The 19,277-nt window shown below is 72.5% G+C and carries 17 protein-coding genes; 1 reads left to right on the top strand and 16 read right to left on the bottom strand.

The window, feature by feature from the left end:
• Positions 1-19: 19 nt before the first annotated feature.
• From ACLFMI_RS02545 to fdxA, 3 genes are all read right to left on the bottom strand, one after another.
• The gene (locus ACLFMI_RS02545) at positions 20-1,246 is read right to left on the bottom strand and encodes an MFS transporter (RefSeq protein ID WP_410946063.1); all 1,227 of its coding nucleotides are present in this window, start codon (positions 1,244-1,246) and stop codon (positions 20-22) included.
• Positions 1,247-1,319: 73 nt separating this feature from the next.
• Positions 1,320-2,423, bottom strand: a complete 1,104-nt coding sequence (dapC, locus tag ACLFMI_RS02540) for a succinyldiaminopimelate transaminase (RefSeq protein WP_410946062.1) — start codon at positions 2,421-2,423, stop codon at positions 1,320-1,322.
• Complete coding sequence (fdxA, locus tag ACLFMI_RS02535; RefSeq protein WP_410946061.1) at positions 2,420-2,746, bottom strand: ferredoxin; 327 nt, start codon at positions 2,744-2,746, stop codon at positions 2,420-2,422. Before fdxA ends, dapC begins: the two co-directional genes overlap by 4 nt.
• Before the next feature lie 127 nt (positions 2,747-2,873).
• Here fdxA and ACLFMI_RS02530 point away from each other — a divergent pair, with 127 nt between their 5' ends.
• Positions 2,874-3,884: a GNAT family N-acetyltransferase gene (locus tag ACLFMI_RS02530; RefSeq protein WP_410946060.1), complete on the top strand. Its 1,011-nt coding sequence runs from the start codon at positions 2,874-2,876 to the stop codon at positions 3,882-3,884.
• A gap of 12 nt (positions 3,885-3,896) precedes the next feature.
• On the opposite strand, the gene ACLFMI_RS02525 is transcribed toward ACLFMI_RS02530, so the two are convergent.
• From ACLFMI_RS02525 to typA, 13 genes are all read right to left on the bottom strand, one after another.
• Positions 3,897-4,727, bottom strand: coding sequence for a hypothetical protein (locus tag ACLFMI_RS02525; RefSeq protein ID WP_410946059.1), 831 nt, complete (start codon positions 4,725-4,727; stop codon positions 3,897-3,899).
• Positions 4,724-5,101: a hypothetical protein gene (locus ACLFMI_RS02520; protein ID WP_410946058.1), complete on the bottom strand. Its 378-nt coding sequence runs from the start codon at positions 5,099-5,101 to the stop codon at positions 4,724-4,726. Before ACLFMI_RS02520 ends, ACLFMI_RS02525 begins: the two co-directional genes overlap by 4 nt.
• The gene (gene mshB / locus ACLFMI_RS02515) at positions 5,098-6,000 is read right to left on the bottom strand and encodes an N-acetyl-1-D-myo-inositol-2-amino-2-deoxy-alpha-D-glucopyranoside deacetylase (RefSeq protein WP_410946057.1); all 903 of its coding nucleotides are present in this window, start codon (positions 5,998-6,000) and stop codon (positions 5,098-5,100) included. Before mshB ends, ACLFMI_RS02520 begins: the two co-directional genes overlap by 4 nt.
• Positions 6,001-6,009: 9 nt before the next feature.
• Complete coding sequence (gene tsaD, locus ACLFMI_RS02510; protein ID WP_410946056.1) at positions 6,010-7,119, bottom strand: tRNA (adenosine(37)-N6)-threonylcarbamoyltransferase complex transferase subunit TsaD; 1,110 nt, start codon at positions 7,117-7,119, stop codon at positions 6,010-6,012.
• Between the two features lie 46 nt (positions 7,120-7,165).
• Complete coding sequence (locus ACLFMI_RS02505; protein ID WP_410946055.1) at positions 7,166-8,197, bottom strand: ABC transporter ATP-binding protein; 1,032 nt, start codon at positions 8,195-8,197, stop codon at positions 7,166-7,168.
• Positions 8,197-9,264 (bottom strand): ABC transporter ATP-binding protein, encoded by a 1,068-nt coding sequence (locus tag ACLFMI_RS02500; protein ID WP_410946054.1) that lies wholly within the window; start codon positions 9,262-9,264, stop codon positions 8,197-8,199. Before ACLFMI_RS02500 ends, ACLFMI_RS02505 begins: the two co-directional genes overlap by 1 nt.
• Before the next feature lie 64 nt (positions 9,265-9,328).
• The gene (locus ACLFMI_RS02495) at positions 9,329-10,330 is read right to left on the bottom strand and encodes an ABC transporter ATP-binding protein (protein ID WP_410946294.1); all 1,002 of its coding nucleotides are present in this window, start codon (positions 10,328-10,330) and stop codon (positions 9,329-9,331) included.
• A gap of 14 nt (positions 10,331-10,344) precedes the next feature.
• Positions 10,345-11,373, bottom strand: coding sequence for an ABC transporter ATP-binding protein (locus ACLFMI_RS02490; RefSeq protein ID WP_410946053.1), 1,029 nt, complete (start codon positions 11,371-11,373; stop codon positions 10,345-10,347).
• A gap of 23 nt (positions 11,374-11,396) precedes the next feature.
• Positions 11,397-12,398 (bottom strand): ABC transporter permease, encoded by a 1,002-nt coding sequence (locus ACLFMI_RS02485; RefSeq protein WP_410946052.1) that lies wholly within the window; start codon positions 12,396-12,398, stop codon positions 11,397-11,399.
• Positions 12,391-13,317, bottom strand: coding sequence for an ABC transporter permease (locus ACLFMI_RS02480; protein WP_410946051.1), 927 nt, complete (start codon positions 13,315-13,317; stop codon positions 12,391-12,393). The genes ACLFMI_RS02485 and ACLFMI_RS02480 overlap by 8 nt, the downstream gene beginning before the upstream one ends.
• Before the next feature lie 90 nt (positions 13,318-13,407).
• Complete coding sequence (locus ACLFMI_RS02475) at positions 13,408-15,114, bottom strand: peptide ABC transporter substrate-binding protein (RefSeq protein WP_410946050.1); 1,707 nt, start codon at positions 15,112-15,114, stop codon at positions 13,408-13,410.
• A 257-nt stretch (positions 15,115-15,371) separates the two neighbouring features.
• On the bottom strand, positions 15,372-17,276 hold the full coding sequence (locus ACLFMI_RS02470; protein ID WP_410946049.1) for an ABC transporter substrate-binding protein: 1,905 nt from the start codon (positions 17,274-17,276) through the stop codon (positions 15,372-15,374).
• 70 nt (positions 17,277-17,346) lie between these two features.
• Positions 17,347-19,275: a translational GTPase TypA gene (typA, locus tag ACLFMI_RS02465; RefSeq protein WP_410946048.1), complete on the bottom strand. Its 1,929-nt coding sequence runs from the start codon at positions 19,273-19,275 to the stop codon at positions 17,347-17,349.
• Positions 19,276-19,277 lie beyond the last annotated feature (2 nt).

The raw sequence follows: 19,277 nt of genomic DNA, 5'->3' as shown, positions 1-19,277 counted from the left end.
GCGTCGCACGCCGCGTCGCTCAGGCCGGGCGGTCCCCGATGCGCTGGATCGCCACCGCCTGCAGCACCGCCGCGGCGAGCAGCAACCCGATCGCGGGTGGGAACCCGCCGACGTCGATCAGCAGGCCCATCACCAGCGGGCCGAGCCCGGCCGCCAGGTAGCCGACGCCCAGCGCGAACCCGCTCACCGCGGCGCTGCGGGCCGGCGTCGGGGTCCGCCAGGCGATCACGGTGAGGCCGAGCGGGAAGCCCGCCCCGACCCCGATGCCGATCAGGATCGCCCACAGCCACGGCAGCAGCGTCCCCGCCGCGGGCAGCAGCAGCGCTCCGAGGGTGCCGGCCAGGCTGCTCAGGACGGTCAGCGATGCCCAGAACCGCCAGCGACGCCGGCGCTCCGCGGCCGCCGGCATCGACAGGGCCGCGGGGATCTGCGCGATGCTCCACACCGACAGCAACAGACCGGCCGCGGCGGGGCTCCAGCCCTGCGACTCGTAGAGCGGCGAGAGCCAGGTCAGCCAGCCGTAGAAGATCATCGACGAGCCCGCCAGGTAGCAGGCGACCCGCCGGGCGAACGGATCCCGCCAGACGCCGGGCTCACCCGGCACCGGGACGGCCCCGGTCCCCGCCCGCCCGATCCGCCGCGCGACCGGCACCCACACGACCACGGCCAGCACGGCCGGCACCGCCCAGACCGCCAGCGACCAGGACCAGCCACCGAGCGCGACCGAGAGCGGCACCGCGGCCGCGGACGCGACCGTCGCGCCGACCATCATCGAGACCACGTAGCCGCCGGTGACCGCACCGGCCCGCTCCGCCAGGTGCTCCTTTACTACGCCGGTGATCAGCACCCCTGCGACGCCGATGCCCAGCCCGACCAGGACGCTGCCGGCGACGAGCGCGGGCAGCGCGGTGACCGAACGGAGCAGGCTGCCCGCGGCGATCACGGCTACGGCGACGCCGAGCAGGCGCTCCCGGCCGACCCGCGCCGCGACGGCCGCCGCGGCGAACGACCCCGCCGACATCATCAGCACCGCCCCGGCCTGCACCAGACCGGCCGCCCCCGCGCCGACACCGAGGTCGGCCCGGGCCGTCTCCAGCAGCGGCGGATACCCGGCCAGTGCCGCTCGCAGGTTGATCGCGAGCGCCAGAACGCCGAGCAGCACCAGGCCGGGCCGGATCCGGACCGCCGGGCTCCGGGCCGCCGGGTCCCCGATCACCGGGTCCCGGGCCGGGGGCGTGCTGCTCATCGCGATCGACTCCTGTGCACGACGGAACGGTGTGCGGTCCGCAGGGCCCGGCCAGGACTCGCGGAGTGCGAGGTCAGGCGACGACGAGACGCTCCACGGCGGCGTCGATCCGCTCGTCCGGCGCGGTCAGCGCGACCCGGACGTGCCGCGCACCGGCCGGGCCGTAAAACTCGCCCGGGGCGACCAGGATGCCGAGGCCGGCGAGCCGGTCGACGGTCTCCCGGCACGGCTCCCCCGCGGTCGCCCACAGGTACAGCCCGGCCTGCGAGTGCTCGATCTCCAGGCCGGCCTTCTCCAGTCCGGCGCGCAGCCGGTCCCGGCGGGCGTCGTAGCGGGCGGCCTGCTCGGCAACGTGCGTGTCGTCGGTCACGGCGGCCTCCAGCGCAGCCTGCACCGGTCGCGGGACGATCATGCCGGCGTGCTTGCGGACCTCGAGCAGGCTCGCGAGGAGCGCCGGGTCACCGGTGACGAACCCGGCGCGGTACCCGGCCAGGTTCGAGACCTTCGACAGCGAGTGCACCGCGAGCAGGCCGGTCGGGTCGCCATCGCAGACGTCGGGGTGCAGCACCGAGCGCGGCGACGGATCGGCCGCCCCCGGGAGACCGAGGTAGCACTCGTCGGACGCGACGACCGCGCCCCGCTCCCGCGCCCAGGTCACGACCTTGCGCAGGTGCTCGACCGGCAGCACCCGCCCGGTCGGGTTGGACGGCGAGTTGAGCCAGACCAGCTTCACCCGCGCCGGGCCGGCGGCGGTGAGCCCGTCCGAGCGGACGTGGTCGGCCCCGGCGAGCCGGGCGCCGACCTCGTAGGTCGGGTAGGCCAGATCCGGGAGGACGACGGTGTCGCCGGCACCGAGGCCGAGCAGCGTCGGCAGCCAGGCCACCAGCTCTTTCGAGCCGATGGTCGGCAGCACCGCGGCCGGGTCGACGCCGGACACGCCGAAGCGCCGCTGCAGCGAGGCGGCGATCGCCTCGCGCAGCGGCGCCGGGCCGTGCGTCGTCGGGTAGCCGGGTTCGGCCGCGGCCGGGCCGGACAACGCGTCCCGGATCGGTCCGGGGACCGGGTCCACCGGAGTGCCGACCGAGAGGTCGACGATGCCGTCCGGGTGCGTCTCGGCCCGCTCGCGGGCCGGGACCAGCGAATCCCAGGGAAAGTCGGGGAGGGTGCGCCCGCTCACTCGTCGTGTTCCTGCGGAGGCAGGCTCTTGGCCGGCTCCACGTCCATGTCGACCTTGCCGACCTTCGACGCGCCGCCCGGCGAGCCGAGCTCGTCGAAGAAGTCGACGTTCGCCTTGGTGTAGGCCGCCCACTGCTCGGGGACGTCGTCCTCGTAGTAGATCGCCTCGACAGGGCAGACCGGCTCGCAGGCACCGCAGTCGACGCACTCGTCGGGGTGGATGTAGAGCATCCGGCCGCCCTCGTAGATGCAGTCCACCGGGCACTCCTCGATGCACCCCTTGTCGAGCAGGTCGACGCAGGGCTCGGCGATCACGTAGGTCACTTCGGTGGTCCTCCACTCGGGCCGCGGGCACCCGCAGATCGTGTGGTGGCAGGGTGCCCGGTCAAACTGGGACTCCCGCAGGTTAACCCCCGACTCCAGCGGGGGCAGGAGTGAGGTGGTCAGCGCCATGCTGGACGAACTGGCCGGACGCCGCGTCACGCTGCGGCATCGCATCGCACCGGACGGGGCACCGGGTCCGCGGTTCTCCGACGCCGTGGGCGAACTCACCCCGCACGGCGCGGACGCGGTGCTGGTGCACACCCGGTCCGGCGCCGTGCGGGTCTCCCGCGACGCCGTCGTCGCCGTCCGCGAGGTGCCGCCCGCCCCGCCGCGGCGGGCGTCCCGGGCAGCGGTGGAACGTCTGGAACGGATCCGCTCGGACGCCTGGCCGGCCCCGGTCCGGGAGGAGCTGGGGCACTGGCAGCTGCGGGCCGCAGGCGGATACACCCGGCGCGCCAACTCCACGCTGGTCACCGGTGACCCCGGGATCCCGCTCGGCGACGCGCTGGCCCGTGTGCGGGCGTTCGCCCGGGACCACGGCATCGCCCCGGCGGTGCAGACCCCGATCGGGTCGCCGTGGTCGAACCGGATCCTCGACGCCGGGTGGCACGTCGTGCCGGAGTGGGGCGGCGAGTGCCGGGTGCTGGTCGCACCGGCGGGATCCGGCGAGGGCGCCCCCGACTGGCCGGCGACTCCGCCGGACGCCTGGTGGGACGCCCAGGAGGGTCCGGCCCCCGCCCTCGGCAGCCCCGCCTGGGCGGTGCTCACCGGAGGTGCGCAGAGCAAAGCGGCCCCGGAGGGCGGCCTGCTCACCCCTGGTACGCAGAGCAAAGCGACGCCGGACACACCCTCAGCGGTCGGATTCGGCATGATCAACTCTGTCGACGGGGTGCCTGCCGCGGCAGTCCGCGCCGCCGTCGTCGGCGAGCACGTCTACGTCGCCCGGCTGCACGTCATGCCCGCCCACCGGCGTCAGGGGCTCGCCGTGCGGCTCACCCGCGCGGCACAGGCCTGGGGCGCCGTCCGCGGTGCCCGGCACGCGCTGCTCGACGTCGCCGGGGACAACACGGCCGCCCAGGCGCTCTACACCCGGGAGGCCTGGACCGAGCACCACCGGTACCACTACCTGGCGCCCTGACCGGCCGGGTGCTCAGGACGCGGCGAGCCCCCGCCGGCCCAGCCAGGCCCGGCCCTGCTTCGCCGCGCGCTTGAGGCCCGACCACTCCCCCAGGTACTTCCCGACCACACCGACGACCGGGAGCAGCCCGAGCCACTGGTGGTAGAAGCGCCCGTGCGGGCGCTTGTCCAGTTCGTCCTCGAGTGCGAACAGCGCCCGGCCGAGCCGCCAGACCGCCGACCCGACCCGTTTCAGGGTGGCCCGCTTCCCGGCGCCGGCGAGGTCACCGGTGAGCTCCGAGGCGCGCGCGTCGGCGGCGGCGTCCTCGGCCGCGGTCATCGCCGCGGTGCCGAGCGCCAGCTCACGCCGGAACAGCACCGAGGCCAGCAGCTCGACCAGCCGGTCCTCCTCACGCACCCCGTGCTCGCCCGCGATCGCCACCAGCAGCAGGCCCTCGCCGGCCGCGCCGACGGCGTCGGACACCGGCAGGGTGCGGGCCAGCGCGCCACCGAGGCCGGGGATCGCGGCGATCAGCGTGGTGAACCGCCCGACCCGGTGGACCCACCAGTGCGCCCGGCCCTCGACGTCCATCCGGGCCCACGCCGCCGTGCCGGGCACCTGCACCGCGGCCAGCGTGTCCAGGATCGTGCTCGCCAGCGACCGCTCCTCCGGGGCCGCGTCGCCGCCGGTCGCGTCGCCGCCGGTCGCGTCGCCGCCGGTCGCGCCCGGGGACACCCGCGACCGCAGCCCGAACGGGTCCGCCTCGCGCAACCCGTCGAGCACCGGCCGGGTCGCCCGCACGAACGGGCGCAGCGCCGCGACCAGCGCGTCGTCCGGGATGGGCCCGTGCCCGCCCGCGTTCACGTCCGCAGTCCGGCGATCCGCTCGGCCTGACGACGGAACGCGACGACACCGGCGATCGCCCCGGCGAACAACAGCAGCAACGACTGCCAGGTCGCGGGCAGCAGCACGTCGCTGCCGGGGCCGAACAAGCCCAGCAGCAGCACCCCGAGGAACCAGATCAGGATCGGCGCGGCGGCCCCGGCCACGGACGGCCACACCTCGGTCGCGCTCACCCGCACCAGCCAGGGCAGCGAGACCACCACCAGCACCGTGCCGATCGGCACCGGCACCGGCCCGATGTAGAGCATCTGGAACATCAGCTCGAAGCCCACGAGCAGCACCGAGACCACCAGCAGCAGCACGGCCAGCCCGATCCGGTCCAGGTCCCACCTCACGGCTCCACCCCCTCGAACAGGTCCGTCTCGCCGCCGGGCGCGTTCCCGTCCAGCACGAACTCCTCGACCCCGAGCAGCGGCTGGACGATCCCGTTGCTCATCGCGAACGCGGTCCAGCCGTTCCCGGTCCGGACGTCGATCTGGGTCGCGTGCGCGCGCATCGCCGCGACCCGCGCGGCGCGGAAGGCGTCGACGTCGACCCGGGTGGTGACCTCGGCGACGTCGTGCCCGGGATGCTCCTCGGGTTCCGGCCAGCGCAGCCCGGTGCGCCGTGCATCGCCGTCGCAGGCCGCGAGCAGCTCCGCGAGGCCCTTGTCTAGCAGGGCGGTCGAGCGGACCGCGTAGTACAGCTTGGCGACGACGTCGGGCCGGGCCGCCGCGGCGGCCGCGGTCAGCTCGTGCGCGCGGACGTGGTCGGGGTGGCCGTAGCTGCCGTCCGCGGCGTAGGAGACCAGCACCTGCGGGCGGACCTCGTCGACGATCTCGAGCAGCTGGGCGAGCTGGGCCCCGAACGGCTCGGCCGCGGCGAACGCCCGCGGGTGCAGCCGCGGCGGGAGCGCGGCCCGGGTCCCGTGCCCGGCGAGCACCATCCCGGAGTCCCGCCAGTGGCCCGCGCCACCCAGGTACCGCTGCCGGGGCCCGCCCAGGGCGGCGAGCGCGGCGTCCAACTCGTGTACGCGGTAGCCACCGAGCTGGTCACCCCGGTCCGGGGCGAGCCCGGCCAGCTCCGGCGGGATCACCTCACCCTCCTCGCCGAGGGTGCAGGTCACGACGGTGACCTCGCAGTCCGGATCGGCGGTGTAGCGGGCGATGGTGCCGCCGGTGGTCAGGGTCTCGTCGTCCGGATGGGCGTGGACGAGCAGCAGACGGCGAGCGGGAAGCGGGCGGGCGGGTGACACCCACCGAGCTTACGAGGCGCGGGGCGGGCGTGCTGCGGGCGCGGTGGGCAGCGGGAACGAGGCGGCCTCGTCGACGGCGGGCGGGACGGGCACGGTGGCGCCGGTGAGCGGGACGGTCGGCACCGCGGTCGTCGCCAGCCCGGCCGGCTCGACGCCGTCCCGGACCAGCAGGTCGCCCAGGGCAGCGATCATCGCGCCGTTGTCGGTGCACAGCCGCGGCGCGGGTACCCGCAACGTGATCCCCGCGTCCGTGCAGGCCCGCTCCATCCCGGCCCGCAGCACCCGGTTCGCCGCGACGCCACCGACCATCAGCAGGGTGTCCGCGCCACGCTCGCGACAGGCGCGTAGCGCCTTGCGGACCAGCACGTCCACCACGGCCGCCTGGAACGACGCCGCGACGTCGGCGACATCGAGGGCACGGCCGTCGTCCTGCGCGGCCTCGACGTGCCGGGCGACCGCGGTCTTGAGCCCGGAGAACGAGAAGCCGAACACGGCGTCCCGCGGGCCGGTCATCGGGCGCGGGAAGGCGATCGCGGCCGGATCCCCGTCCAGCGCCGCCCGCGACACCGACGGCCCGCCCGGGTACGGCAGGCCGAGCAGCCGGGCGACCTTGTCGAACGCCTCGCCTGCCGCGTCGTCCACGGTGTCGCCGAGGTGCTCGACCGGGTCGCGGGCCAGGTCGCCCAGTGACAGCAGCGAGGTGTGCCCGCCGGAGACGATCAGGCAGACGCAGCGCTCCGGCAGCGGACCGTGCTCCAGCACGTCGACGGCGGCGTGCCCGGCCAGGTGGTGCACCCCGTACAGCGGGACGTCCAGCGCCGTCGCGTACGCCTTCGCCGCGGCCACCCCGACGTGCAGCGCCGGGGACAGGCCCGGCCCGGCGGTGACGGCGACCGCGTCGACGTCGGACAGCGACACCCCGGCCGACGCCACCGCGGCGCGCACCATCGGCACCACCGCGCTCACGTGCGCCCGCGCCGCGACCTCCGGCACCACGCCGCCGAAGCGCGCGTGCTCGTCCGCCGACGACGCCAGGCCCTCGCCGAGCAGCACCCCGTCCCGGACGAGCCCGGCCCCGGTCTCGTCACACGACGTCTCGATCCCCAGCACCAGCGACACGCCGACCAGTGTCCCACCGGCCGGCGCGTCCACCGGCGCAGGCCCGCTACAGCAGCGAACGGGCCTCGGCGAAGTGGCAGGCGACCGGGTGCCCGGTGCCCGGGTCGGCGAGCGCCGGCTCGGCGTCGATGCACCGCTGCTGCTGGTCCTCGGTGAGCTCGAACGCGAACTTCGGGCACCGGGTGCGGAACCGGCAGCCCGACGGCGGGTCCGCCGGGCTGGGCAGGTCCCCGATCACGGTGATCCGTTCCCGGGCCCGCTCGCGGCGCGGGTCGGGCAGCGGGATCGCCGAGATCAGCGCGTGCGTGTACGGGTGCGCCGGCGCGGCGAACAGCGACTCCGCCGGCCCGGTCTCGACGATCTTGCCGAGGTACATCACGGCGATCCGGTCGGCGATGTGGCGCACCACCGACAGGTCGTGCGAGACGAACAGGTAGGACAACCCCCGGTCGGCCTGCAGCTCCTGCAGCAGGTTCAGCACGCCGGCCTGGATGGACACGTCCAATGCGGACACCGGCTCGTCCAGCACGACCAGCTTCGGGCGCAACGCCAGCGCCCGGGCGACGCCGATCCGCTGCCGCTGGCCACCGGAGAACTCGTGCGGGTAGCGGTTCCCGTGCTCGGGCTCGAGCCCGACGGTGGCCATCAGGTCCCGGACCTGCTGGCGGCCGTCGTCGCCGTAGCGGCCGTGGATCCGCAGCGGCTCGGCGATCAGCTCGCTGACCGGCATCCGCGGGTCCAGCGAGGCGTACGGGTCCTGGAAGACCAGCTGCATCTGCCGGCGCAGCGTCCGCATCCGCCCCGCCGTCAGCGTGGAGATCACCTCGTCGCCGAACCGGACCTCGCCGGACGTCGCCGGGATCAGGTTCAGCGCCGCCCGGGCCAGTGTGGACTTGCCGCACCCGGACTCGCCGACCAGGCCGAGCGTCTCCCCCTCCGCGATGTCGAACGACACGTCGCTGACCGCCTGCACCGCGCCGGAACGGCGGCGGAACAGCCCGCCGGAGCGGATCGGGAAGTTCTTCACCAGGTTGCGGACCGACAGCAGGGTCGGCGCTCCGGTCGTCGCCGTGCTCATCAGCGTCCCTCCCCGGACAGTGCGGTCGTCGCCCCGAACACCTCACCGGCCGCAGCCCCCGCCAGCTGCGACGAGTGGTGGCAGGCGGCCCGGTGCTCCCCCTCGTGTCCGGCCGCGTCCCCGCCGGCCGCGACCAGCTCGGGCTCGATCTCGTGGCACTCCCCGGTCGCCAGCGGGCAGCGCGGGGTGAACGGGCAGCCCGGCGGCATGTTCACCACCGACGGCGGCGAGCCCGGGATCGGCGTCAGCCGCTCGGACGGGCGGTCGAGCCGGGGCAGGCTGCCGAGCAGGCCCAGCGTGTAGGGCATCCGGGGCGCGTAGAAGATGTCCTCGACACCGCCCACCTCGACCGCGCGGCCGGCGTACATGACCATCACGCGGTCGGCCTGCCCGGCGATCACCCCGAGGTCGTGGGTGATCAGCACCATCGCGGCACCGGTGGCGCGTTTCGCCTCCTGCAGCGCCTCCAGCACCTGGGCCTGCACGGTCACGTCGAGCGCGGTCGTCGGCTCGTCGGCGATGATCACGTCCGGGTCGTTGGCCATCGCGATCGCGATCACGACGCGCTGCCGCATCCCCCCGGAGAGCTCGTGCGGGTAGGAGTCGACGCGCTGCTCCGGGTTCGGGATCCGGACCGTGCGGAGCAGCTCGACCGCCCGCTCCCTGGCCTGCTCCTTGGTCACGTCGCGGTGCGCGAGCACCGCCTCGGCGATCTGGTACCCGACCGAGTAGACCGGGTTCAGCGACGTCATCGGGTCCTGGAAGATCATCGCGATCCGCTCGCCGCGGATCGTGTTGAGCTCGTTCTCGCCGAGGGCGAGCAGGTCCCGGCCGTCGAAGCCGATCGAACCGGTGATCTGCGCGGTGCCGGGCAGCAGGCCCATCACCGCCAGCGAGGTCACCGACTTGCCGGAGCCGGACTCGCCGACGATGCCGAGCACCTCGCCGCGGCGCAGCTGGTAGTCCACCCCCCGGACGGCCCGCACCGGGCCGTCCGGGCTCGGGAACGTCACGGTCAGCCCGGAGACCTCGAGGGTCCCGTTCTGCTGGTCGGTCCGGTCGGTCACTGGCGCACTTTCGTCGGGGAACAGCCCAGCCGTGCCTTCCGGTCAACCGGGTGGCGCCATGTTCTCAGCTGCCCACAACCTCGCGCTCGGCCGCATGGTGGCAGGCGCTCGGGTGCTCGGCGACCCGGACTCGGAGCTCCGGTTCCTGCTCGGCACACACGTCCGTAGCCTTCCAGCAGCGGGTCCGGAACCGGCAGCCGCTCGGCGGATCGACCGGGCTGGGCACATCACCCTCCAACCGGATCCGCCCGGGCCGGTCACGGTGGGTCGGGTCCGGCACCGGGACCGCCGAGAGCAGCGCCTGGGTGTAGGGGTGGGTGGGGTGCTCGTAGATCTGCTCAGCGGCACCCAACTCGACGATCTTGCCCAGGTACATCACCCCGACCCGGTCCGACAGGTGGCGCACCACCGAAAGGTCGTGCGCGATGAAGATGTAGGACAGCCCGAACTCGCGCTGCAGCTCGCCGAGCAGGTTCATCACCTGGGCCTGCACGGAGACGTCCAATGCGGACACCGGTTCGTCGCAGATGATCACCTCCGGTCGCAGGGCAAGCGCCCGGGCGATCCCGATCCGCTGACGCTGACCTCCCGAGAACTGGTGCGGGTAGCGCCCGATGTGCTCCGGGCTGAGCCCGACCACCTCCAACATCTCCTGCACCTTGCGCCGCCGCTCGTGCTTCGCGACGACGTCACCGTGGATCTCGAACGGCTCGCCGACGATGTCGCCCACCGTCATCCGCGGGTTCAGCGAGGTGTAGGGGTCCTGCAGCACGATCTGCATGTTGCGGCGCAGGCGACGTAGCTTCTCCCCCCGGTAGGCGAACACGTCCTCGCCCTTGTACCGGACCGACCCGCTGGTCGGCGGCTCCAGCTGCATCAACACCTGGGCCAACGTGGACTTCCCGCACCCGGACTCACCGACGATCCCGAGCGTCTCGCCCTCTCGCAGGTCGAACGAGACGCCGTCGACGGCCCGGACGTGCCCGACGGTCCGCTGGAACACGACTCCCTGGCGGACCGGGAAGTGCTTGACCAGGTTCTCGACCTGAAGGATCGGCTCACCGATCCGTTTCCCGGCGCTCATCGGGTCATCATCTCCTCCGCGAAGTGGCATGCCGACGACCGTCCGCCGGGCAGCGTCACCAGCTCCGGATCGACCTCGCTGCACACCGACTCGGCCCGGAAGCACCGGGGATGGAACGGACAGCCCGGTGGGATCCGCGCCAGGTTCGGCGGCAAGCCCTTGATCGTCTTCAGGTCCTGCCCACGGAGGTCCAGCCGGGGCATGGACTCCATCAACGAGATCGTGTACGGGTGACACGGTTGCCGGAACAGCGAGTGGACGTCGGCGTGCTCGACGATCCGTCCGGCGTACATCACGGCGATCCGGTCGGCCACATCGGCAACCACGCCGAGGTCGTGCGTGATCAGGACCATGCCCATGTTCCGTTCGCGCTGCAGCTCGGTGAGCAGGTCCATGATCTGGGCCTGCACCGTGACGTCGAGCGCGGTCGTCGGCTCGTCGGCGATCACCACGTCCGGTTCGAGTGCCAACGACATCGCGATCATCGCCCGCTGCCGCATCCCGCCGGAGAACTGGTGGGGGTAGGACTTCACCCGCTGCGCGGCGTTCGGGATCTTCACGAGATCCAGCATCTCGACGGCACGGCGGCGCGAGTCCTTCCAGGACATCCCGCGGCGCAACCGGAACTGCTCCCCGATCTGGAACCCCACCGTGTAGACGGGGTTCAGTGCGGAGAGCGCATCCTGGAAGATCATCGCCACGGTCTCGCCGCGCAGGTCGCGCCGCCGCTGCTCCGGTGCGTCCAGCAGGTTCTCCCCGCGCAACCGGATCTCCCCGGAGGTGATCACGCCCGGCGGCATGTCCACGATGCCCATCACGGCCTGCGCCGTCACGCTCTTGCCGGAGCCGGACTCGCCCAGCACCGCCAGCGTCTCGCCGGCCGCGACCGAGTAGCTCACCCCGTTGAGCACATGCGCGGTCTCCGACCGCCCACGAAACTCCAGGTGCAGGTCGTCGACCTCCAGCAGGGCGGGCGCGGCCTCGTCACCGTCCGACCGGCTGGCCGGATCAGTCGTGGGTGACATGCTCATCTTCGTTGCACCGTTCCTTACCGGAGTTTCGGGTCCAGCGCGTCGCGGACGGCGTCGCCGAGCATCACGAAAGCGAGCACGGTGATCACCAGCGCAGCCGCCGGGAAGAACAACAGGTACGGGTAGGTGGTGATGTAGTCCCGCGACTCCGAGATCATCACTCCCCAGGAGATCACCGGCGGACGCAGTCCGACCCCGAGGAACGACAGCGTGGCCTCCGCGCCGACGAAGCTGCCGAACGCGATCGTGCCGTAGACCAGCCCCGGGGCCAGCGAGTTCGGCAGCACGTGCTGCCGGATGATCCGGCCCGGCGACGCACCCAGGCCTCGCGCCGCGCGCACGAAATCCTGCTGCTTGGTCGCGATCGCGGACGACCGGATGATCCGCATCGCCACCGGCCAGGAGAGCACGATGATCGTCACGATCACGATGCCCATGATCTTCACGACGTTCTGCTCCGGGTTCAGCCCGACGAACGTGGTCAGGATGACGATCGCGCCGAGGATGAACGGCAGCCCGAAGAACACGTCCGCGATGCGGGCCAGCAGGGTGTCGGTCCGCCCGCCGGTGTAGCCGGCCAGCAGGCCCACCGCACCGCCGAGCAACATCGTGCCCAGCGTCGCGAACAGGCCCACCACCAGGGAGGCACGCGCGCCATAGATCGTTCGGGCGTAGACGTCTCGCCCGTAGAGATCGTAGCCGAACCACGCGGAGCCCCATCCGGAGAAGTCCGGTGGGGTGAGCGAGCGGGACAGGTCTTGGGCGTTCGGGTCGGCCGAGGTGTACAGCCACGGGAACGCGGCCATGCTCACCACGAAGAAGATCAGCACCACGGAGACGACGAACAGTGGGCTGCGGCGCAGCTCACGCCATGCCTCACCCCAGATGCCCCGTGGCTTCTGCGGGCTACCCGGCTCACGGTCGGCCGGCTCGGTCGGCTCGGTCGGCTCGGGGGCCTGTGCCGCCTCCGAGCCCGGGTCGGACGAGACGCCCAGTGATCGTTCGGCCGAACTAGTCATAACGAATCCTCGGGTCGAGAACCGCGTACAGGACGTCCACCAGCAGGTTCATCAGCAGGTAGACCAGCACCAACAGGGTGACGACGGCCACCACCGTGCCGGTGTCCTTGGTGGTGATCGAACGGAACACCAGCCCGCCGATGCCGTTGATGTTGAAGATGCCCTCCGTGACGATCGCGCCACCCATCAGGCTGCCCAGGTCGGTGCCGAGGAACGTGACCACCGGGATCAGGGAGTTCCGCAGCAGGTGCACGCCGACCGCGCGGTTGTCGGTCAGGCCCTTGGCTTTCGCCGTCCGCATGTAGTCGGCCCGCCGGTTCTCCCGCAGGCTGGTGCGCATCAAGCGGGACACGTACGCCATGGAGAGCGAGCCCAGCGTGACGGCCGGCACGATGAAGTCGACCAGCGGCGCGTTCGAGCCGACCGTGGGCGAGACCAGCCCCAGGTCCACACCCAGCCAGATCTGCAGCAGGAACCCGGTGACGAACACCGGCAGCGAGATCACCAGGAGGGTGGACACCAGCACCAGGTTGTCCAGGAAGCCTCGTCCACGCAGCCCGGTGAGGATCCCGGCCCCGAGGCCGATCACGGCCTCCACGATCAGCGCCATGAGGGCCAGCTTGATCGTCACCGGGTAGGCGTCGGAGATCAGCTCGGCGATCGGGATCTGCTGGTAGTTCTCCCCGAAGTCCCCGGTCACCAGGTTCCCCATGTACTGGAAGTACTGGTAGATCACCGGATCATCGAGGTTGTACTTCTCGGTCATCTGCTGGATGTAGGAGTCCGGGCACGGCCGGTCCCCGCACTTGCCGGCGAAGGGGTTGCCCGGCACCGCCCAGACCAGCACGTAGATGATGAACGTGGTGCCGACGAAGACCGGGATCAGTTGCAACAGTCGTCGCAGGATGTAGCGACCCATGGATATCTACTTTCGAGGTTCGAGCTCCGCCCGGACACGACCCCCGCCGGAGGTTCCGGCGGGGGTCGTGTCCGCGGTGCACCCGGTCGGTCAGGCCTCCGGGGCGACCTGGACCTGGCTCAGGTCGAGCAGACCGCTGCGGACGTTCACCTTGATGTTGGAGACCTTGTCGGTCCACACCGCCTGCCGGCTGGTGTTCCACAGCGGGATGCCCGGCATGTCCTGAGCCACGATGTTGAAGCCCTCGGCCCACGCCTGCGCCGCGGCCGCCTCGTCAGTCTTCGCGCTGCCCTCGGCCAGCTTGGCGTCCACCATCGGATTGGCGTAGCCACCCTCGTTCGAGGACCCGTTGGAGGAGTAGTTCGGTCCGAGGAAGTTGTCCAGGGACGGGTAGTCGGCGAGCCAGCCCGAGCGGTACATGCCCTGCATGTCGTTCGCGTTGATCGCCTGCCGCAGCTGGGCGAATGTCGGCACCGGGACCGCGTTGCAGGCCACACCGAGCGTGTTGGTCACGCTCCCGCAGACGGCCTCGGTCCACTGCTTGTGCGAGGCGTCCGAGTTGTAGTAGAGCGCGACCGTCGCGGGCTTGCTGCCCATCGCCCATGCCTGCTTGGCCTTCTCCGGTGCGAACACGCAGAACTCGCAGTCAGCGACCTTGTCCGAGCCCGGCACCTTGCCCGGCACGAACTTGCTGGCGGGTTCACGGGCCCCGAAGAACACCTTGTCCACGATCGTCTCCCGGTCGATCGCCATCGAGATCGCCCGCCGGGTGTTCACGTCCTTGTAGGCGTCGAGGTAGAACGGGAAGGTCACGGTCTCGTTGGCCATGGTGACCGTGTTCGCGTTGTGCTCCGGGAAGTCGGTCGTGTACTTCCGGTTCACCAGCGCGCTCTGCGGGACCTGGTACAGGAAGTCGAGGTTCCCGGCCTGCACGTCCCGATAGGCCGCGCCTTCCTCCTGGTAGAGCTGGAACGTGACCCCCTGGATCGACGGTTTCGCCGCACCCTGGTACTGGTCGAAGCGGGCGAGCTCGATGCTCTGGTTGTGCTGCCAGTCCTCGAACCGGAACGGGCCGTTGCCGACCGGCCGCTGGCCGAACGCCTCCGGGTCCGCGAAGAACGACTCGGGCAGCGGGGCGAACGTGGTGTAGCCGACCACCGTCTTGAACTGGGCGTACGGCCTGTTGGTCCGGACCGTGAACGTCGTCGGGTTCTGCACGGACAGCCCGCTCATCGTCTGGGCGGTGGGCGCAGGCGCTTCCTGTGGCCCACTGGATCCATCCGGATCGGTCGGGTGCACCTGCTCGTAGCCCTCGATGAAGTCGAACCAGGACGCGTTCAGCGCCGCGTTCGAGGCGTTCGCTCCCCAGTTCCAGGCCTTCACGAAGCTCTCCGCGGTGACCGGCGAGCCGTCGTGGAACGTCAGGCCGTCCTTGATCGTGACGGTGAACTCGGTGGAGTCCGCGTTCGGCTGGATGGACTGGGCCACGTCCAGTTCCGGGGCACCGGTGTCGGTGTTGTACTGGACGAGCTGCGAGAACAGCGCGTCGATTACCTTGCCGCCGTTGTTCTCATTGGTGTCCGCCGGGATCAACGGGTTCTCCGGCTCCCCGCCGTACACACTGATCGCCTGCTCGCCGCCGGCCTGGTCCCCGGATCCTCCGGAACCACCGCATCCCGCAGCGACGAGCGCAACGCTCAGACCTGCGGCGATCGCCGCGACGGTCCGTTTGACGCGCATGTGCACGCCCTCCTCCACCTCGTGGTGGCTCAACGCCCAGCCCGCGGGCGCACCCACCGTTTCCCAGGGACCGGCGACCCACCCGGATGTACTGCCGGGTAACCCGCCCGGAGGGACGCTAGGAATCGCGTTCCCCCGCCCGCGACACCCGTCGGCGATCGTGACCAAAGGGTGACCGACGATCGACGTCACGCGGTCGCGGGCGACGCGGACGCTAGCAACGGGCGCGGTGCGCTCCCAGTGCGTCGAACGGATCGAGACCAGTTTGGTACACACGTACCACTCGTGGCCCGGGGCCGGGCCCGACGCCGCGGTCAGCTGCCGGGCGCGGACGTCTCGGTCGACTCCCCCGACCCGGCCGGCTCGGACCAGGTCTCGGCCCCGGTCATCGGGCCGGTGCCCAGCGGGCCGGGTGTGACCCGGGTGGCGGCGTCGGTCCGCGGGTCGCTGATCACCAGGCCCTGTGCCTGGTAGAGCGGCAGCGCCGGCAGCTGGGTCCACAGCACCCGCTCCGCCTCCGCGATCGTGCCCGGGTCGGCAGGTCCGGTGAGCAGCTGCTCGAGCACCGGCTGCAGCGCCCGGAAGCAGGAGCTGCCGGGCAGGTCGTCGGGCAGGTCGGACGGCGGGCAGCCGTAGTCCGAGACCAGCCTCGGGCCGATCGCGCCGACCACCGGGCGGGACGTGACGAGCACGTCCACCGCGACCGGCCCGTCACCGCCGGGCGTGCTGGACGGCGACGTCGACGGCGTGGCCGACGAGGTGGGCGACGACCCCGGAGCCGGGGTGGGGGTGGGCGTGGCCGGTGGCGGGGTCGTCGCCGGGGCCTCCGGTGGGTCGCCGCCGTCGGCCGGAGCCGGTCCGGAACCGGGTTCCGGGGTGGCGCTCGAGGTCGGCGCCGTGGGGGCGACGCTCGGGCTGGTCAGCAGGTCCGGCGCGGCCGGCGCGATCACGGTGGCGCCGATCCCGCCGGCGCGCAGCTGCTCGGCCACGACCTGGGCGATCTCGACGTCCTCGGTGCGTTCCGCCCCGGCCCCGACGACGACGTTCAGCGGGCGTCCGCCGAGCGCCCAGCGACCGTCGTCGCCGCGCACGTAACCGGCTTCGGTGAAGGCCGCGGCCGCCGTGGCCGGGTCCGGCCGCGCCGGGGCGCCGTCCGGCGCGCTGGCGACGTAGCCGGGGTCGGACGGGGCGGCGCCGAACGAGTCCACCGGCACCGCCTCCGGGTTCACCCGCTGCCGGATCGCGGCCCGGTCCAGCGTCGACGCGATGCCCTCGCGCACCCGCGGGTCGGCCAGCGGGCCGTCCTCGGTGCGCAGCACGAGCTGCTCGACGTCCGGACGGGGCGCGCGCTGGACGGTCGGCGGCCGCGGCGAGGACGCCATGGCCTGCACCGCGCGGGCGACCTCGGGTCCGGCGTCGGGCAGGGCCAGGTCGATGCCCTGGCTCTCCAGCGCGGTCGGCAGCGTCTCCGCCGGCGTCCGGCGCAGGATGATCTCGTCGACCACGGCCGGGGTGTCCCAGTACGGGTCGTTGCGGGCCAGCAGCACCTCGCCGCGCAGCCGGTCGACCTGCATCACCCGGAACGGCCCGCCGGAGGCCGGGACGCCGTTCGCGAACGGCGCGGTCCACCCGCCGGGCGCGTCCTTGAGCAGGTGCGCCGGGAGCAGCCCGGAGAACAGTTCCTTCCAGTGCGGGTAGGGCCGGTCGAACACCACGTCGACGGCCTTGCCCGCGGCCCGCGACCGGACGTCGGCGATCTCCCGGTAGCCGGCCGCGTTGATCGTGTTCGGCTGGCTGCGCATCTGCTGGGCCAGGTAGACGAAGTCCTCGGCCGCGATCGGCGCGCCGGACGACCAGCCGGCCTCGACGTTGAGCTCGTAGCTGACCGTGAACGGCTCCTGCGAGGTGACCTTCGCATCGGTGGCGATCGTCCGGTCCAGCTGCAGGTTCCCCTGCGCGTCCGGCCGGAACACCGACGGCAGCGTCATCGTCGCGATCGCCGTGGTGACCGGCGACTGGTCCGACCGCAGGTGCGGGTTGAATCCCGGCCCGAGGTCGTCCACCCCGGCCACCACCCGGGTCGGGGCGGTGACCGCCTCGGTGGGCGGCGCGTCCTCCGGCGGCGGCGCCGGCTGTGGCTCGGCGGCGCAGCCGCTCAGGGCCAGCAGGCCGGCCAGCAACAGCGCGGGCAACGCGCGGATCGGTCGACGTGCGGTCACCGCTGCAGTATCCCCACCGCCGTCATCGCGCCCGGCGGACGGGTCCGGGCGGCCCGCACCTCGCGGCCGGTCACGCGCCGCTGTTCGCCGCCTTGGCCCGCGAACGGGCCCGGGCCCGCAGGTGCGAGTCCAGCTCGACCTTGCGGATCCGCACGTTCTGCGGGGTCACCTCGACGCACTCGTCGGTGGCGCAGAACTCCAGCGACTGCTCGAGGCTCAGGATCGTCGGCGGGACCAGCTTGACCAGCACGTCGCTCGTCGAGGAGCGGACGTTGGTCAGCTTCTTCTCCCGGGTGATGTTCACCTCGAGATCCTCGTTGCGGGTGTACTCGCCGACGACCATGCCGCCGTAGACCAGCGTGGTCGGGCCGACGAACAGGGTTCCGCGGTCGGAGAGCTGATCGATCGCGTAGGGGGTGACCGGGCCGGAGCGGTCGGAGATCAGCGAGCCCTTGTTGCGGGTGCGGATCTCGCCGACCCACGGGCCGTAGCCGTCGAAGACGTGGCTGGCGATGCCGGCACCGCGGGTGATCGTCAGGAACTCGGTGCGGAAGCCGATCAGGCCGCGGGACGGGACGCGGAACTCCATCCGGACCCGGCCCTCGCCGTGCACCATCTCGCCCATCTCGCCCTTGCGCCCGGCCAGCAGCTGGGTGACGGGGCCGAGGGCGTCCTCCGGGACGTCGACCGAGAGCTGCTCGAACGGCTCGTGCAGCTTGCCGTCGATGGTGCGGGTGACCACCTGCGGCTTGCCGATGGTGAGCTCGAAGCCCTCCCGGCGCATGGTCTCGACGAGCACGGCCAGCGCCAGCTCGCCGCGGCCCTGGACCTCCCAGGAGTCCGGACGCTCGGTCGGGAGCACCCGGATGGACACGTTGCCGATCAGCTCGGCGTCGAGGCGGTTCTTCACCAGCCGCGCGGTGAGCTTCTTGCCGGGGACCGGGTCGCGGCCGGCCAGCGGCGAGGTGTTGGTGCCGATCGTCATCGAGATGGCGGGCTCGTCGACGTCGATCCGCGGCAGCGCGATCGGGTTCTCCGGATCGGCCAGGGTGTCGCCGATGGTCACCTCGGCGATCCCGGCGACGGCGACCAGGTCACCGGCGTGGGCCTCGTCGGCCGGGACGCGGGTGAGCGCCTCGGTCTTCATCAGCTCGGTGATCTTGACGCGCGGGGCGCTGCCGTCCTCGCGCAGCCAGGCCACCTGCTGGCCGCGGCGCAGCATGCCGCCGCGGACCCGGCACAGCGCGATCCGGCCCAGGAAGCTGGAGGCGTCGAGGTTGGTGACGTGCATCTGCAGCGGGGCGTCCGGGTCGTCGGACGGCGGCGGGACGACGTCGAGCAGCGACTCGAACAGCGGGGTGAGGTCGTCGGAGTCGGGCAGCTCACCGTCGCCGGGCCGGATCCGGGACGCCTTGCCGGCTCGACCGGAGGCGTAGACGACCGGGAGATCCAGCAGGTGCCCGGTGGCCGACTCGTCGAGGTCGAGCTCGTCGGCCAGCTCGAGCAGCAGCTCCAGCGACTCGTCGACGACCTCGGCGATCCGGGCGTCGCCACGGTCGGTCTTGTTGACGACCAGCATCACCGGCAGGCCCGCGGCCAGGGTCTTGCGCAGCACGAAGCGGGTCTGCGGCAGCGGGCCCTCGGAGGCGTCGACCAGCAGCACGACGCCGTCCACCATCGACAGCCCGCGCTCGACCTCGCCACCGAAGTCGGCGTGGCCGGGGGTGTCGACGACGTTGATCGTGTAGCCCTGCCACGCCACCGCGGTGTGCTTGGCGAGGATCGTGATGCCCTTCTCGCGCTCGAGGTCACCGGAGTCCATGATCCGGTCGACGGGCTCGGCGCGTTCGCCGAAGGCACCGGACTGGCGCAGCATGGCGTCGACGAGGGTGGTCTTGCCGTGGTCGACGTGCGCGACGATCGCGACATTGCGCAGCTCGGGACGGCCGGATGCGCCGTGAGCGGCGTCGACGGCCGAGGCGGAGCGAGGGATGGTCACAC

The sequence above is a fragment of the Pseudonocardia nantongensis genome, from assembly GCF_046546495.1.
In the GTDB taxonomy this organism is placed as follows: domain Bacteria; phylum Actinomycetota; class Actinomycetes; order Mycobacteriales; family Pseudonocardiaceae; genus Pseudonocardia; species Pseudonocardia nantongensis.
Note: the sequence above shows the minus strand (reverse complement) of the source record. Positions and strands in the feature narration are given on the sequence as shown.